Consider the following 15,831-nt stretch of genomic DNA (forward strand, 5'->3'; position numbering starts at 1 on the left):
GCCGAAGCGAGCCGGACCCCGCCGAGCCGGCCCGCAGGGCAACCCGCGCGGGGTCCGGGGCGGAGCCCCGGCAGCCGCCCGCAGGGCCAGACCCACCCCGACCCGCCGAAGCGAGCCGTGCACCGCCGAGCAAGCCCGCAGGGCAACCCGCGGGGTCCGGGGCGGAGCCCCGGCAGCCGCCCGCAGGGCCAGACCCACCCCCGACCCGCCGAAGCGAGCCGTGCACCGCCGAGCAAGCCCGCAGGGCAGACGAAGTTGAGGATCATTTCGCGGCTGACGGGGGCGATGCGGGCCACGCGGGAGGCCGTGATCAGGGAGCCTAGGCCGTATTCGCGGGTGAGGCCGTTTCCGCCGAGGGTGTGGACGGACTGGTCGACCGCGCGGACGCAGGCCTCGCCCGCCGCGTACTTCGCCATGTTCGCGGCCTCGCCCGCGCCCATGTCGTCGCCCGCGTCGTACAGCGCGGCCGCCTTCTGCGTCATGAGGCGGGCCAGTTCCAGTTCGATGTGTGCCTGGGCCAGCGGGTGGGCCACGGCCTGGTGGGCTCCGATCGGTTCCTTCCACACCTGGCGGGTCTTCGCGTACTCGACGGCCCGGGCGAGGGCGTAGCGGCCCATGCCGATGGCGAAGGCGGCGGTCATGATGCGTTCGGGGTTGAGGCCGGCGAAGAGCTGCAGCAGGCCGGCGTCCTCGTCGCCGACCAGCGCGGAGGAGGGCAGGCGGACCTCGTCCAGGGTCAGTTCGAACTGCTTCTCCGCCGCCTGGAGTTCCATGTCTATGACCGAGCGGCCGAAGCCCGGGGTGTCGCGCGGGACGATGAACAGGCAGGGCTTGAGGCGTCCGGTCCGGGCGTCCTCGGCGCGGCCGACGATGAGGGTGGCGTCGGCGATGTCGACGCCGGAGATGAAGACCTTGCGGCCGGTGAGGATCCAGTCGTCGCCGTCGCGGCGGGCCGTGGTGGTGATGCGGTGGGAGTTGGACCCGGCGTCGGGTTCGGTGATGCCGAAGGCCATGGTGCGGCTGCCGTCGGCGAGGCCGGGGAGCCAGGTCCGCTTCTGCTCGTCGGTGCCGAAGCGGGCGATGACCGTGCCGCAGATGGCGGGCGAGACGACCATCATGAGCAGGGGACAGCCTGCGGCGCCCAGTTCTTCGAGGACGATGGAGAGTTCGGCGATGCCGCCGCCCCCGCCGCCGTACTCCTCGGGGAGGTTGACGCCGAGGTACCCGAGCTTCGCGGCGTCGGCCCACAGTTCGTCGGGGTGGCCGCCCTCGCGGGCGACCCGGGCGAGGTATTCGCGGCCGTAGCGCTGTCCGAGGGCGGCGACGGCGGTGCGCAGGGCCTTGCGTTCGGCGGATTCGAGGGTGGAGCTCATGGCTGCGGTTCCTCCTGGACTACGGCGAGCAGGGCGCCGAACTCGACCTGTTGGCCGGTGACGGCGTGGAGCGCGGTGAGCGTGCCGGAGGCCGGAGCGAGGATGCGGTGCTCCATCTTCATGGCCTCCAGCCAGAGCAGGGGCTGCCCGGCGGTGACGTGGCTGCCGGGGGCGAGGCCGTCGGCGACGCGGACGACGGTGCCGGGCATGGGGGCGAGCAGGGAGCCCGGTTCGGTGCGGTCCTGGGGGTCGGGGAACCGGGGGACTGGGGTGAGGGTGTGGGCTCCGAGGGCGGAGTCGACGTAGACCTCGGTGTTGTTCGAATTTCGTTTCACGTGGAACATCCGGCGGATGCCGTCGACTTCGAGGGCGACGAGGTGCCGTTCGGCGGACAGGACCCGAACGCCCGGGTGGTCGACGGGGTGGTACTGGACCTCGTACTCGGTGCCGGCGCAGGTGTAGCGGCGGGTCTGCGGCTGGGAGCGCACGTTGCGCCAGCCGCCGAGGCGGGCCGCGAGGGGCGCGTCCGGGGCGGGGGCGGCCTCGGCGAGGGCGGCGGCGAGGGCGGCCGTGCCGGCGTCCGGGGCGGTCTCGGTGAGGTCGGCGAGGTGGCGGTCGTAGAAGCCGGTGTCGAGCTGCGCCGCGCCGAACTCCGGGTGGCGCAGGGAGCCCACGAGGAGTTCGCGGTTGGTGGTGAGCCCGTGGATGCGGGCTCCGGCGAGGGCGTGGGCGAGGGCGCGTACGGCCTCGGCGCGGGTGGGGGCGTGGGCGACGACCTTGGCGAGCATGGGGTCGTAGTGGATGCCGACGGTGTCGCCGTCGGTGAAGCCGGTGTCGACGCGGACCTGGCCCGGGATGTCGAGGGTGTGCAGGACACCGGTCTGGGGGCGCCAGTCCTGGGCGGGGTCCTCGGCGTAGAGGCGGGCCTCGACGGCGTGGCCGGCGGGTTGCGGGGGCGACGGGGGCAGGGCGGCGCCCTCGGCCACGCGCAGCTGCAGGGCGACGAGGTCGAGGCCGAAGACGGCTTCGGTGACGGGGTGTTCGACCTGGAGGCGGGTGTTCATCTCCAGGAAGTACGGGCGTCCGTCGGCGGTGACGAGGAACTCGACGGTGCCCGCTCCCTGGTAGGAGACGGCGCGGGCGGCGGCGACGGCCGCGGCGTGGAGGCTTTCGCGCAGGGTGTCCGGCAGGCCGGGCGCCGGGGCCTCCTCGATGACCTTCTGGTGACGGCGTTGGAGGGAGCAGTCGCGGGTGCCGAGGGCCCAGACGGTGCCGTGCGCGTCGGCGAGGATCTGTACCTCGACGTGGCGGCCGCGTTCGACGTAGGGCTCGGCGAACACCTCGCCGTCGCCGAACGCGGAGGCCGCTTCGGCGGACGCGGCGTGGAGGGCCTCCTTGAGGGCGTCCAGGTCGCGGACCACGCGCATGCCGCGGCCGCCGCCGCCGGCGGCCGCCTTGAGCAGGAGCGGCAGGTCGGCGGGGGTCGCGGTGGCCGGGTCGACGGGGTCGAGGAGCGGGACGCCGGCGGCGCGCATCAGTTCCTTGGCCCGGGTCTTGGAGGCCATGGCCTCGATGGCCTCGGGGGGCGGGCCGATCCAGGTCAGGCCGGAGTCCTGGACCTGGCGGGCGAAGTCGGCGTTCTCGGAGAGGAATCCGTAGCCGGGGTGGACGGCGTCGGCTCCGGCGGCGAGGGCGGCCTTGATGACCAGGTCGCCGCGCAGGTAGGTGTCCGCGGGGGCCGCGCCCGGCAGCCGGACGGCCGCGTCGGCGGCGCGGACGTGCAGGGCGTCGGCGTCGGGGTCGGAGTGGACGGCGACGGTGGCCAGGCCCAGGTCGCGGGCCGTGCGGAAGATCCGTACGGCGATCTCGCCGCGGTTGGCGACGAGCAGGGAGCTGATCTGTGGGGTCATGTGCGGGCTCACATCCGGAAGACGCCGAAGCCGCCACGGGCGCCCTCGACGGGGGCGTTGTGGACGGCCGACAGGCACAGGCCGAGGACGGTACGGGTGTCGCGCGGGTCGATGACCCCGTCGTCGTACAGCCGCCCGGACAGGAACATGGGGAGGGACTCGGACTCGATCTGCGCCTCGACGAAGGCCCGCATCCCGGCGTCCTGTTCCTCGTCGTACGGAAGTCCCCTGGCGGCGGCGGACTGCCGGGACACGATGGAGAGGACTCCGGCGAGCTGCTGGGGGCCCATGACGGCGGACTTGGCGCTGGGCCAGGCGAAGAGGAAGCGGGGCTCGTAGGCGCGGCCGCACATGCCGTAGTGGCCGGCGCCGTAGCTGGCGCCGATGAGCACGGACAGGTGCGGGACCCTGGAGTTGGAGACGGCGTTGATCATCATCGAGCCGTGTTTGACGATGCCGCCCTGCTCGTACTCCTTGCCGACCATGTAGCCGGTGGTGTTGTGGAGGAAGAGGAGCGGGATGTCGCGCTGGTTGGCGAGCTGGATGAACTGTGCGGCCTTCTGGGACTCGGCGCTGAACAGCACGCCCTGGGCGTTGGCGAGGATGCCGACCGGGTAGCCGTGGAGGGTGGCCCAGCCGGTGACGAGGCTGGTGCCGTAGAGCGGCTTGAACTCGTCGAAGTCGGAGGCGTCGACGATGCGGGCGATGACCTCGCGCGGGTCGAAGGGGGTCTTCAGGTCGGGCGGGACGATCCCGAGGAGTTCGTCGGGGTCGTAGAGGGGTTCCTCGGCCTTCGGCGGTTCCTGGTGCGGCTTGCGGTGGTTCAGGCGGGCCACGATGCGGCGGGCCTGGCGGATGGCGTCGTACTCGTCCAGGGCGTAGTGGTCGGCGAGTCCGGAGGTGCGGGCGTGCATGTCGGCCCCGCCGAGGGACTCGTCGTCGCTCTCCTCGCCGGTGGCCATCTTGACCAGGGGCGGGCCGCCGAGGAACACCTTGGAACGGTCCTTGATCATGACCGTGTGGTCGGACATGCCGGGGATGTACGCGCCGCCGGCGGTGGAGTTGCCGAAGACGACCGCGACGGTCGGGATGCCTTCGGCGGAGAGCCGCGTGAGGTCGCGGAAGATCGCGCCGCCCGGGATGAAGATCTCCTTCTGGGAGGGCAGGTCGGCGCCGCCGGACTCCACGAGGCTGATGACGGGGAGGCGGTTCTGCCGGGCGATCTCGTTGGCCCGCAGCGCCTTCTTCAGCGTCCAGGGGTTGCTGGCGCCGCCCCGGACGGTGGGGTCGTTGGCGGTGACCAGGCATTCGACGCCCTCGACCGTGCCGATGCCGGTGACCATGGACGCGCCGACGGGGTAGTCGCTGCCCCAAGCGGCGAGCGGGGACAGCTCCAGGAACGGGGTGTCGGGGTCGAGGAGCAGCTCGACGCGCTCGCGCGCCAGGAGCTTGCCGCGCTTCTTGTGGCGGGCCGTGTACTTGTCCCCGCCGCCCTGAAGGGCCTTGGCGTGCTCGGCGTCGAGGGCGTCGAGGCGCTCCAGGGCGGCCGTACGGGCGCTGGTGTGCTCGGGGGCGTGGGGGTCGACGGTGGTGCGCAAGCGGGTCATGGGCCGGTCCCCTCCGGGGCGGGTACGGGTGCGGGGCCCTGGGCGGGCTGCGGGGCGGGTGCGGGGCCCTGGGCGGGCTGCGGGGCGGGTGCGGGGCCCTGGGCGGGCGGCAGGAGGTCGACGGGGATGTCGAGGTGGCGGGCGCGCAGCCATTCGCCGAGGGCCTTGGCCTGCGGGTCGAAGCGGTGGCCGGAGGCGACGCCGTCGCCGAGGATGCCGGTGACGGTGAAGTTCAGGGCGCGGAGGTTGGGCAGTTCGTGCCGCTGCACGGCGAGGCCGCGGGTCTCGGGGAGCAGGGCCTGGAACCGGTCGACGGTGAGGGTGTCGCGGAGCCAGTGCCAGGCGGGGGCGGATTCGGTCCAGACGCCGACGTTGGCGTCGCCGCCCTTGTCTCCGCTGCGGGCCCCGGCCAGCGCCCCGAGGGGGGCGCGGACGGTCTCCCGGGGCTCCGCCCCGGACCCGGCGGGGGCTGCGCCCCCGACCCTTTCGAGGGCTCCGCCCGCGGACCCCCGCGCCTCAAACGCCGGCGGGGCTGAGAATGCGGCGGGCTCCGGCGGCGGGGCTGAAAGTGCGCCGGGCTCCGACGACCCGGCTGGAAAGGCGGCGGGCTTCGGCGGCGAGGCTGGGAGAGGCGGGGTGGGGATCGGGAGGTGGGTGCCGTCCGGGAGGACTGCGGTGTGGGGGACCTCCGTCGCCGGGGCGAAGGTGGAGGCGAAGACGCCGTAGGGCTGGGCCGGGCCGGGTGGGGTGGTGACGTGGAAGCCCGGGTAGCTGCCCAGGGCCAGTTCGACGGCCGCCGAGGTCAGGGCGCGGCCGACCCGGTCCGGGGACGGGTCGCGGACCACCAGGCGCAGCAGGGCGCTCGCCGTCTCCTCCGTGTCGGCGTCGGCGTGGTCGGTACGGGCCAGGGTCCAGGCGACGTCGGCGACGTCCTCCAGGGTCTCGGCGAGCTGCGAGCGGACGAGGTCCGCCTTCGCCTCGATGTCCAGGCCGGTCAGGACGAAGACCACCTCGTTGCGCCAGCCGCCGATCCGGGTCACGCCCACCTTGAGGGTGGGCGGCGGCTGTTCCCCGCGCACGCCCGAGATCCGCACGCGGTCGGCGCCGTCGTCGCCGAGCCGGACCGTGTCCAGGCGGGCGGTCACGTCCGGGCCGAGGTAGCGGACGCCCTGGGTCTCGTAGAGGAGCTGGGCGGTGACCGTGCCGGCCGAGACCACGCCTCCCGTCCCCGGGTGCTTGGTGATGACCGCCGAGCCGTCTGAGGAGATCTCCGCGAGCGGGAAGCCGGGGCGGCGGACGTCGTGGGCGGTGAAGAAGGAGTAGTTGCCGCCGGTGGCCTGGGTTCCGCATTCCAGGACGTGGCCCGCGACCACCGCTCCCGCCAGCCGGTCGTGGTCCTCCGGCGCCCAGTCGAACCACCAGGCCGCCGGGCCGCTGACCAGCGCCGCGTCCGTGACCCGGCCGGTGACGACCACGTCCGCGCCGGCCCGCAGGCAGGCCGTGATCCCGGCGCCGCCGAGGTAGGCGTTGGCCGTCAGGGCGCCGTTCTCGCGGGCGGTGAGGTCGTCGCCCTCGACGTGGGCCACGGAGACGGGCACGCCCACCTTGGCCGCCAGCGCCCGTACCGCGTCGGCGAGCCCGGCCGGGTTGAGACCGCCCGCGTTGGTGACGAGCCGTACGCCCCGCTCGTGCGCGAGACCGAGGCCCTCCTCCAGCTGGCGCAGGAAGGTCTTGGCGTAGCCGAGGTCCGGGTTCTTCAGGCGGTCGCGGCCCAGGATCAGCATGGTCAGTTCGGCCAGGTAGTCCCCGGTCAGCACGTCCAGCGGGCCGCCGGTGAGCATCTCGCGCAGGGCGCCGGAGCGGTCGCCGTAGAAGCCGGAGGCGTTGCCGATGAGGAGGGGGCGCCGGGTCACCGCCGGCCCTCCGGCTCCCGCCCCGCGCCCGCCGGTCCGGCGAAGGCCTGGGCGATGTCCAGCCAGCGGTCCGCGTCGGGGCCGGTCGCGGTCAGGTCGAGGTCGGCGCGGTGGGCCCGCTGGGTCACCAGCAGGCAGAAGTCGAGGGCCGGACCGGTGATCCGCTGCGCGGCCTGCGGCGGCCCGTACGCCCACACCCCCGACGCGTCGGGAGCGGTCAGTTCCACCCGGAACTCCCCGTCGGGCGCGGGCAGTCCGCGTACGGCGTGGGCGTAGTCGCGGGCCCGTACGCCGATCCGTGCCACGTGCCGCAGTCGCGCGGTCGGGGTGCGGCGCACGCCGAGGGCGTCGGCGACGTCCTGGCCGTGCGCCCAGGTCTCCATCAGGCGGGCGCTGGCCATCGACGCGGCCTTCATCGGCGGCCCGTACCAGGGGAAACGGGTGTCGGGCGGGGCCTCGGTGAGGGCCTGCGCGAGTGCGCCCCGCGTGTCGCGCCAGCGGGTGAGAAGCTCGGCGGGCGGCAGCGCCGCGCCCTCCCGCGCACCGTCGTCGACGAAGGAGTCGGGAGCTTTGAGCGCCTCCTGGACCATGTGGCCGAAGCCGTCGGCGTTGGTGAGGGAGAGCAGCGAGGCCCGGTCGGTCCAGTGCAGGTGGGCGATCTGGTGGGCGATGGTCCAGCCGGGTGCGGGTGTGGGCCGGGCCCAGTCCGGGCCGGGCAACCGCTCGACGAGGGCGTCGAGTTCCCGCCCCTCCTCGCGCAGATCGGTGAAGACGGCGACGGCGTCGTCGACGGCGGACGGATCGGGCACGGTGCGCTCCCCTTCTCGGCGTGAGGGGAAGACTGGCAGCACCCAGGAAAACAATCAAGCACGCTTGCATGATTTTCTCGGCCGGGTGACGCCTTCCCGCCACCCACACCAAACCACCGCAATCCACTGGCAGTTGATCCACACCCGCACAGGCCGCAGGTCTCGCGCCGCGGACACGCCGGGGACCACGGAGGGCGATTCAGGCCGTAAGCCGGAAACTCGCGATACGTCACCGGATGTCCCGTCGATACTGAACGCTCCGCTCCGGGCCCGGGCGGGCGCCCACGTTCGTGTCACTCGACGAAGAGGATGAACTGACGTGACTCCAGCCGCCCAACCTCCCTTCTCCCTCTATCCCGAACTCGACGCGACCGCCCTCGGCGCCTTCGTCTCCGCGCTGGAGAGCGGCGACGTCACCGGCCTGCCGCCCGCCCGCGCCGCCGAGGTCGCCGAGGCGCGCGCCCTGGCCGTCTTCACCCGCGGCAAGGTGACCGGCGCCGACGGCGACCTCCTCGACGCGGCGCTCTGGCGGCACACCGGGGCCCGGCCGCGTCCGATGATCGTCATGCCGTCGCCCTGGACGAGCCTGGGCTGGCTCGCGTACGCCGTGCAGGCCACCCTCTTCGCGGCCCGCGGCTACAACGTCCTCGCCTACTCCGCCCGCGGCTTCGCCGGCTCCGAGGGGCAGGTCGACGTGGCCGGCCCGCTCGACGTCGCCGACGGCAGCCGCGCCCTGGACCACCTGATCGAGCGCAGCACCGGCCCCGTGACGAAGGTCGGTTTCCTGGGGGACTCCTACGGCTCCGGCATCAGCCAGCTCGTCGCCGCGCACGACACCCGCGTCGACGCCGTCGTCGCCCTCAGCTCCTGGGGCGACCTGGGGGAGGCCTTCTACGAGAACTCCACCCGCCACGTCGCGGCCGTGAAGGCCCTGCTCAAGGCGGCCGCGAAGGCCCGGCTGAGCCCGCAGACGCAGAGCGTCTTCGACAACGTCCTCACCGGCAGCGACGTCCGGGGCACCCTGCGCTGGGCCGAGGTCCGCTCGCCGTTCACCCACATCAAGGAGCTCAACCGCCGCCAGGTGCCCGTCTTCTTCTCGCACGCCTGGCACGAGACGCTCTTCCCCGCCAACCAGACGCTGCGGATGTTCAACGAACTGACCGGTCCCAAACGCCTCGCCCTCTCCATCGGCGACCACTCGGGCCCCGAGATGTCAGGCGTCCTCGGCCTGCCCAACCGGATCTGGACCGACGCCCACCGCTGGTTCGACCACCACCTCATGGGCATCGACAACGGCATCGACGACGAGGGGCAGTTCATCGGCGAGGTCATGTGGAGCAAGACCCTCGAACCCCGCCCCACCTGGCCGTCCGTCACCGAACAGCTGCAGCGGCTCCACCTCGCCGACGGCGGCGAACTCGGCCCGGAGGCGGAGCCCGGCTGGACGGCGACCGTGCTGTGCGGGATGGACACCCCGGCGACCGTCGCCGACAAGGTCGTCGAGTCCGGGTACGCGGAGATGGCGGGCCGCCCGAAGGTCTATCTGACGGAGGACATCGACCGCACCGTCGCCGCCGTCTGGACGGCGGAGCCGGCCGCGGAGACCGTCCGGCTGCGCGGCACGCCCCGGCTACGTGTGACCTACCGGGCGGCCAACCCCGGTTCCACCTTCGTCGCGTATCTCCTCGACACGGCCCCCGACGGCACGGCCCACCTCGTCACCCACGCCCCGTACAGCGACCTGGAGTCCCCGCCCGACAGCCTGATCAGCGCGGACATCGAGCTCCAGGCCACGGCGTACGACGTGCGGCGCGGCCACCGCCTGATGCTGGTGATCGACGCCCGCGACCCCTTCTACGCCGACGCCAACCTGCCCCGCGCGACGCTGGCCTTCACCTCCCCGGAGGCGACCCCGTCGTACCTGGACCTCCCCCTCGGCTGATGCCGTGCGCCCGCCCAGCCGGTCCCCCGCGGCCGTCCGGGCGGGCGCACGCTTCACAGATGACGCACAGCGAACCGGTCCGGTTGCAGGCGCGGCCCGGCTACCAGTTGTCGTAGTAGCCGAAGATGTCGACGACCAGGTCGGCGCTGTCCCAGCCCTGGTTCCAGAAGTCGACGATGCCGTATTCACCGGCGCTCGCCTGGACCAGGTTGGCGGTGGTCCTGCCCGCCGTCCAGTTCAGGGTGGAGGACACCGGACGCACCGGGGTGAGGGCGGTCCTGTCGGCGTAGCTGCCGGTGGTGTTGGGGTCCGGTGCGACCGAGAGGAAGCCCGCGCCGCGCGTGTTGGTGACCGTGGTGTTCAGCACCCAGGCCTCCTGCCCGATCGAGAAGGCCTGCCAGAGGTAACCGCGTGTGGGCCACGGCCCCTTGGACCAGCTCTCGCGCGTGTCGATCTGCCGGACGGGCGTCACCGGCACGTAGGCGCAGGGGCTCGCGGCGCTGTACGTGCCGACCAGTTCCACGATGACGTCGGACGGCGCCCAGGAGCCGTTGCGGACGGTGATCCGGCCGTCCTTGTCGACCGGCACGATCACCGAGTTGGCGACCGTCTGCCCGGCGGTGAAGTTCACGTTGGACGTGGTCGGTGCCGCCTGTCCGGCCGGGTGGACGGTCAGGTGACCGGCCTCCTGCGGGTTGGTGGCCGTCACGTTCAGCGCGACGGCGGTGGCGCCCGGTTCGGCCACCTTGACGGTGAAGGACCCCTGGCCGGCGACGGGACCGCCCGGCGCTCCGGTCCCGTTGCGGGTGTCGACGACCCGGGCCGGCGCCTGCGGGGCGTACCCGCTGGCTTCGTTCTGGCCGAAGTACCCGGTGACGTCGGCGATCAGATCGACCGGCTCCCAGCCGCCGTTGTACAGCTCGACGTAGCCGTCCGCACCGACCTGCGCGATGACCAGGTTCGGAACGGTCTGACCGGCTTCGAAGTTGATGTTCGATGCGGTCGGCCGCAGGCTGCCGGAGGCGTAGACGCTGACGTGCCCGCCACTGGTGCTGTTGGCGGCGGTCACGTTGAGCGCGACGACGGTGACCCCGGCGGGGATGCCGCCGTTCCCCGCGACCTTCAGCCGGGTCGAGGAGTACCCCTTGACCTTGCCCTTGACCGCGCCCGTGCCGCTGCGGGTGTCCAGCAGGCGGGTGGGACCGTACGGGGTGAACTCCGACCCCGCCGTCCTGACCCGGACCTCCTTGGTGTCGCTCGTCCCGAGCACCGGGTCTACGACGGTGGCCTTGACCGTGTACTCGCCGAGTTCCTTGTAGGTGTGCGGGGTCCGCGTCTCCGAAGAGCCGGAGGCCGTCACCGTGCCCGTGGTCCCGTCGCCCCAGTCGATGGTGGTGTCCAGCGGCGGCGTACCCCTGCCGAGCGAGGTCGTCAGCTCGACGCTGTGCGCCGAGAACGCCCGGGCGCTCAGAAAGAGACTCAGCTGCGCGCTGCCGGTGGTGGCGGCACTCGTGAAGGTCTGCGCCCCCGCCGCCGGATCCACGACGGGCGCCCCCGCCGCCTGCCCGGCGGGCTTGACCGGATCAGCGGCCTGAGCCGTGCCGGGTATGAAACCGATGCTCGCCGCCACGATGGCGGCAGCGGACATTACGAGTCGGCGATTACGCACCGATCCCCCTGTTTTTCAGCTTTTGAACGCGCTCAGCATGAGCTCGCGCACAGCCTACCGAGCAACGCGCGGCCGATCACCGGAGTATCGGCCCGGGCGAGGGCCGGACGCGGTCGGACAGAAGCGCGTAGCGATCGAGGGCGGCCCATGCCCAGCCCCAGGGGGTCGCAGGCTCCGTCTGACGGGAGCGCGTAGCGATCCGGTGCGCTCTGGCTCCGCCCGGGCAGTGGCGGACGCCCCGATGGTGTCTCGGCCCCGGCCCGTCCCTCTGGGGGCTTCCCGGTCCCGGCCCGGTGAACCGGCCTCACCGAAACGCCGCCCAGCGACGGTGGAGCCGCGGGGGTGAGGTCGCCGAGCACGCGGGCACCCGTGAACGGACCACCCCCGTCCTCCCCCCTCAGCACACCCCGCCCGGGCCCGCCAGGGCCGTCGCGCGCAGGAGGTCGCGGACGAGGTCGAAGTCGACCTTGGCGGGGTTGCGGAAGCGGAGGCAGGCCTTGCCCATGTCGTGGGCCGCCAGGCGGTCCGCGAAGGCGTCCCGGACGTCCGTACGCATCAGGTAGAAGGAGATGTACTGCTTCTGGTTCGCCCAGGCGATCTCCGCCTCGGTCCCGCCCGCCCGCACATAGACCGGCATCCCGTACGCGATGCCCTCCTCGAAGCCCTTCAGTTCCGTCACGCACAGCTCGCGCAGGCGGGCGAGGGCCGCCCGGCGGGGCTCGGGGGCGGCTTCCAGGTAGGCCGTGACGTCCATCAGGCGGGCTGCTTTCCGATCTGGGAGCGCACCGCGCCCATGCTGGCCGCGATGACGAGGGCGATGGCGAGGGCGTCGAGCCCCGACAGGGCCTGGTTCAGGACGAGGAATCCGGCGGTGGCGGCGATGGCCGGCTCCAGGCTCATCAGGATCGCGAAGGTCGGGGCGGGCATCCGCCGCAGGGCGAGGAGTTCGAGGGTGTAGGGCAGTACGGAGGACAGTACGGCCACGCCGACGCCCAGCGCGAGGGTGCTCGGGACGAGCAGGTCCGAGCCGGCTTCGACGACGCCCAGCGGCAGCGAGAGCACCGCGGCGGCGGCCATGGCGAGGGCCAGGCCGTCGGCCTGCGGGAAGCGGCGGCCGGTGCGCGCGCTGAACACGATGTACGCCGCCCACATCGCGCCCGCCCCGAGCGCGAAGGCCGCGCCCAGCGGGTCGAGGGAGCCGAAGCCGAGGCCGCCCCCGCCGTGCCCGGACAGCAGCACCACGCCGCCGAGGGCGAGGCCGGCCCACAGGAGGTTCACCAGTCGGCGGGAGACGACGACGGACAGGGCGAGCGGCCCGAGCACCTCCAGGGTGACCGCCGGGCCGAGCGGGATCCGGTCGATGGCCTGGTAGAAGAGGCCGTTCATGCCGGCCATCGCCACGCCGAACGCGACGACCGTGCCCCAGTCGGAGCGCGTGTACCCGCGCACCTTCGGCCGGCACAGGAGCAGCAGCACGATCGCGGCGGCCGCGAGGCGCAGGGTCACCACGCCCGCGGCACCCGCCCTGGGCATGATCATGACCGCGAGGGCGGCCCCGAACTGCACCGAGATGCCGGCCGAGATCACCAGTGCGACCGGCCCGAAGCGGGACCGGGCCGCCTCGGCGGAGGGTTCGGTGGGGAGCGCTGCGGCGGGGGTGGTCGTCGGGGACGCGGTAGGTGCGGGCATGCATCCAGACTAAGCCGCCGTAAGGAGTGTCGCCGCTCCTGTTGCCTTACATCTTCGCTACGGCCGTGTGTCGTCCGCCAAGCCCCCCGCGAGGAGTTCCACGAGGTGACGGGCCCGGACTCCGCCCAGCTGGGCGATCTGGGTCCGGCAGGAGAACCCGTCCGCCTGGACCAGCGCGTCCGGCGGAGCCGCGCGCAGGGACGGCAGGAGCTGTTCCTCCGCGCAGGCCACCGACACCTCGTGATGACCGGGCTCGAAGCCGAAGTTCCCGGCGAGCCCGCAGCACCCTCCGGCGGGCTCCCCCACGAGTCCGGCGCGTTCGCGCAGTCGGCGGTCCGCCGCGTCGCCGAGTACGGCGTGCTGGTGGCAGTGGGTCTGGCCGACCACCGCGCGGTCGAGGCGGGGCGGCCGCCACTCCGGCGCGTACTCCTCCAGGGTTTCCGCGACAGTGCGTACGGCTGCCGCCAGGCGGGCCGCGCGGGGGTCGTCGGGGAGCAGGGCGGGAAGGTCGGTGCGCAGGGCCGCGGCGCAGCTCGGTTCGAGGACGGTGACGGGGCCGGGGACCTCGCCGACGGTGTCCAGGGTCCGGCGCAGGACCTTGCGGGCACGGTCGAGGCGGCCGGTGGAGAGGTAGGTCAGGCCGCAGCAGACCCGGCCGCGGGTGCGGGGGACGGACACGTCCAGGCCGGCCGCCCGGAGCACGCGGAGCGCGGCGTGGCCGACCTCGGGGGCGAGGTACTCCGTGAAGGTGTCGGGCCACAGGACCACGGCGGCACCGGCCGCCCGGCCCCCGGCAGCAGACCCGCCCCCGGCCGGGACTGCCCGGCCGGCGGCCGCGGCACCAGCCGCCGCCGGGCGCCCGGCCAGCCCCCGCGTGAAAGGCCGCTTGGCGAGTTCCGGCAGGGACCGCTCCCGGGCCAGGCCCGGCACCGGGACCGGCAGGAGGCGCGCGGCCGTGTTGACGGCTCCCGCCGCCCGCAGCCGGGCGATCAGGCGCAGCCATCCGGGCAGGCCGCCCAGCGTGTAGTGGGCGAGCGGCCGGATCCGGCCGGCCCAGTGGTGGTGCAGGAACTCCGACTTGTACGAGGCCATGTCCACGCCGACCGGGCAGTCGCTGCGGCAGCCCTTGCATCCCAGGCACAGGTCGAGCGCCTCGGCGACCTCCGGCGAGCGCCAGCCGCCGGTGACGACCTCCCCGGCGAGCATCTCGTGCAGCAGCCGTGCCCGGCCGCGGGTGGAGTGCTGTTCCTCGCCGGTGGCGCGGTAGGAGGGGCACATCACGCCGGGTCCGCCCGTTTCGCCCGTACGGCATTTCGCGACCCCGACGCACCGGGCGACCTCGGCGGCGAAGGGGGTGGCCGGGAGCACCGCGAAGCGGAGGTTCTCGTCCAGCCGGGCGGGCCTGACCAGCATCCCCGGGTTCATGCCGCCCGCCGGGTCCCACACGTCCTTGTACGCGCCGAAGAGCCGGATCACGTCCTCGCCGTACATCTTCGGCAGGAGTTCGGCGCGCGCCTGCCCGTCGCCGTGTTCGCCCGACAGGGATCCGCCGTGGGCGACGACCAGGTCGGCGAGTTCCTCCGAGAAGGTGCGGTAGCGGGCCACGCCGGCGGCCGAGGCCAGGTCGAAGTCGATGCGTACGTGCACGCAGCCCTCGCCGAAGTGGCCGTACGGGGTGCCGCGCAGGCCGTGGGAGGCCAGCAGGGCCCGGAAGTCACGCAGGTAGGCGCCCAGCCGGGCCGGCGGGACCGCGCAGTCCTCCCAGCCCGGCCAGGCCATCCGCCCGTCCGGCGTCCTGGTCGCGGTGCCCGCGGCGTCCTCGCGGATCCGCCACAGCGCCCGCTGCCGGGCCGGGTCCGTGACGACCAGCGCGTCGAGCGCGTCGGCGCCCCGTACGACGGCCCGCGCCCCGCCCTCGTCCGGCATCTCCACGAACAGCCAGGCCCGCCCCCGGGGCAGTCCCGCGGCCCTGCCCTCCCCGCCCGTGGCCCCGCCCACCAGGTCCTCGGCCATGCCCTCGACCGTCAGCGGCCGGTACGGGAGCAGCCCGGCGGCCGCGTCCGCCGCCGCGCTCTCGTCGGCGTACCCGAGGACGGCCAGGGCGGGCGTGGGCGGCAGTTCCACGAGGCGCACCACGGCCTCGGTGACCACCCCGAGGGTGCCTTCGCTGCCGCAGAAGGCCTCGGCCAGGCGCACCCCGCGTTCGGGGAGCAGGGCGTCCAGTCCGCCGTAGCCGGAGATCCGCCGCGAGAAGCGGGGCGGCATGCCGGTGCGCAGCAGGCCGAGGTGTGCGCCGACCAGTTCGCGCAGGCCGTGGGGGGCGCCGTCCCAGCCGGTGCCGATGCGGTGGGCGGTGCCCGCGTACGTGGTGACGGCGAGTTCGGTGACGTTGTCGGCGGTGGTCCCCCAGGCCACGGAGTGGGCTCCGCAGGCGTTGTTGCCGATCATGCCGCCGAGGGTGCAGCGGGAGTGGGTGGAGGGGTCGGGCCCGAAGGTCAGCCCGTACGGCCGTACGGCCTCCCGGAGGCGGTCGAGGACCAGGCCGGGCTGGACGACGGCGGTGCGGGCGGCCCGGTCGACGGACAGGAGGGCGTTCATGTGGCGGGTGAGGTCGAGGACGACGCCCACGCCGGTGGCCTGCCCGGCGATGGAGGTGCCGCCGCCCCGGGGGACGACGGGCACGCCGGCCTCGGCGCACACGCGCAGTGCGGCGGTCACGTCGTCGGCGTCGCGCGGGGCGACGACGCCGAGGGGTACGCGGCGGTAGTTGGAGGCGTCCATGGTCACGAGTGCGCGAGCCGCGGCGCCGAAATCCACCTCCCCGCGCAGCTCCGCCCGCAATGTCCGCTCGACTTCACCGGGTGTCGTCACGGCGCCCAGCCTGCCACCGTCGTGCCGGCGTCGCGCCGACGTCGTGCC

Annotated in this window: 9 protein-coding genes and 1 pseudogene; 1 reads left to right on the forward strand and 9 read right to left on the reverse strand. The window is 73.8% G+C overall.

Translation table 11 applies throughout. The features are described from left to right. Positions 1-248: 248 nt before the first annotated feature. From IG86_RS0133570 to IG86_RS0133590, 5 genes and pseudogenes are all read right to left on the reverse strand, one after another. Positions 249-1,373 (reverse strand): annotated as a pseudogene (locus IG86_RS0133570) (acyl-CoA dehydrogenase family protein); the annotation flags it as partial. Then, entirely contained in the window at positions 1,370-3,283 is a 1,914-nt protein-coding gene (locus IG86_RS0133575) for an ATP-binding protein (RefSeq protein ID WP_030823585.1), read from the reverse strand. The gene IG86_RS0133575 and the pseudogene IG86_RS0133570, both read right to left, overlap by 4 nt. Before the next feature lie 8 nt (positions 3,284-3,291). Further along, a complete protein-coding gene (locus tag IG86_RS0133580) occupies positions 3,292-4,890 on the reverse strand; it encodes an acyl-CoA carboxylase subunit beta (RefSeq protein ID WP_030823582.1) in 1,599 nt (532 codons plus the stop codon). Continuing rightward, the gene (locus IG86_RS0133585) at positions 4,887-6,803 is read right to left on the reverse strand and encodes an acyclic terpene utilization AtuA family protein (RefSeq protein WP_078906124.1); all 1,917 of its coding nucleotides are present in this window, start codon (positions 6,801-6,803) and stop codon (positions 4,887-4,889) included. The genes IG86_RS0133580 and IG86_RS0133585 overlap by 4 nt, the downstream gene beginning before the upstream one ends. Next, positions 6,800-7,612, reverse strand: a complete 813-nt coding sequence (locus tag IG86_RS0133590) for a TIGR03084 family metal-binding protein (protein WP_045936855.1) — start codon at positions 7,610-7,612, stop codon at positions 6,800-6,802. Before IG86_RS0133590 ends, IG86_RS0133585 begins: the two co-directional genes overlap by 4 nt. Before the next feature lie 319 nt (positions 7,613-7,931). Here IG86_RS0133590 and IG86_RS0133595 point away from each other — a divergent pair, with 319 nt between their 5' ends. Next, the gene (locus IG86_RS0133595; RefSeq protein WP_030902039.1) at positions 7,932-9,554 is read left to right on the forward strand and encodes a CocE/NonD family hydrolase; all 1,623 of its coding nucleotides are present in this window, start codon (positions 7,932-7,934) and stop codon (positions 9,552-9,554) included. A gap of 100 nt (positions 9,555-9,654) precedes the next feature. Here IG86_RS0133595 and IG86_RS40655 read toward each other — a convergent pair whose 3' ends face one another. The 4 genes from IG86_RS40655 to IG86_RS0133615 all read right to left on the reverse strand — a co-directional run bounded on the left by IG86_RS40655 (position 9,655) and on the right by IG86_RS0133615 (position 15,783). Further along, positions 9,655-11,202, reverse strand: a complete 1,548-nt coding sequence (locus IG86_RS40655; RefSeq protein WP_063761591.1) for a PKD domain-containing protein — start codon at positions 11,200-11,202, stop codon at positions 9,655-9,657. 418 nt (positions 11,203-11,620) lie between these two features. After that, the gene (locus IG86_RS0133605; RefSeq protein ID WP_030902041.1) at positions 11,621-11,977 is read right to left on the reverse strand and encodes a DUF1801 domain-containing protein; all 357 of its coding nucleotides are present in this window, start codon (positions 11,975-11,977) and stop codon (positions 11,621-11,623) included. Further along, positions 11,977-12,912 (reverse strand): EamA family transporter, encoded by a 936-nt coding sequence (locus IG86_RS0133610; RefSeq protein WP_030902043.1) that lies wholly within the window; start codon positions 12,910-12,912, stop codon positions 11,977-11,979. Before IG86_RS0133610 ends, IG86_RS0133605 begins: the two co-directional genes overlap by 1 nt. A gap of 57 nt (positions 12,913-12,969) precedes the next feature. After that, entirely contained in the window at positions 12,970-15,783 is a 2,814-nt protein-coding gene (locus IG86_RS0133615) for an FAD-binding and (Fe-S)-binding domain-containing protein (protein ID WP_030823560.1), read from the reverse strand. Positions 15,784-15,831 lie beyond the last annotated feature (48 nt).

It is taken from the genome of Streptomyces virginiae, from assembly GCF_000720455.1.
GTDB lineage: Bacteria > Actinomycetota > Actinomycetes > Streptomycetales > Streptomycetaceae > Streptomyces > Streptomyces virginiae.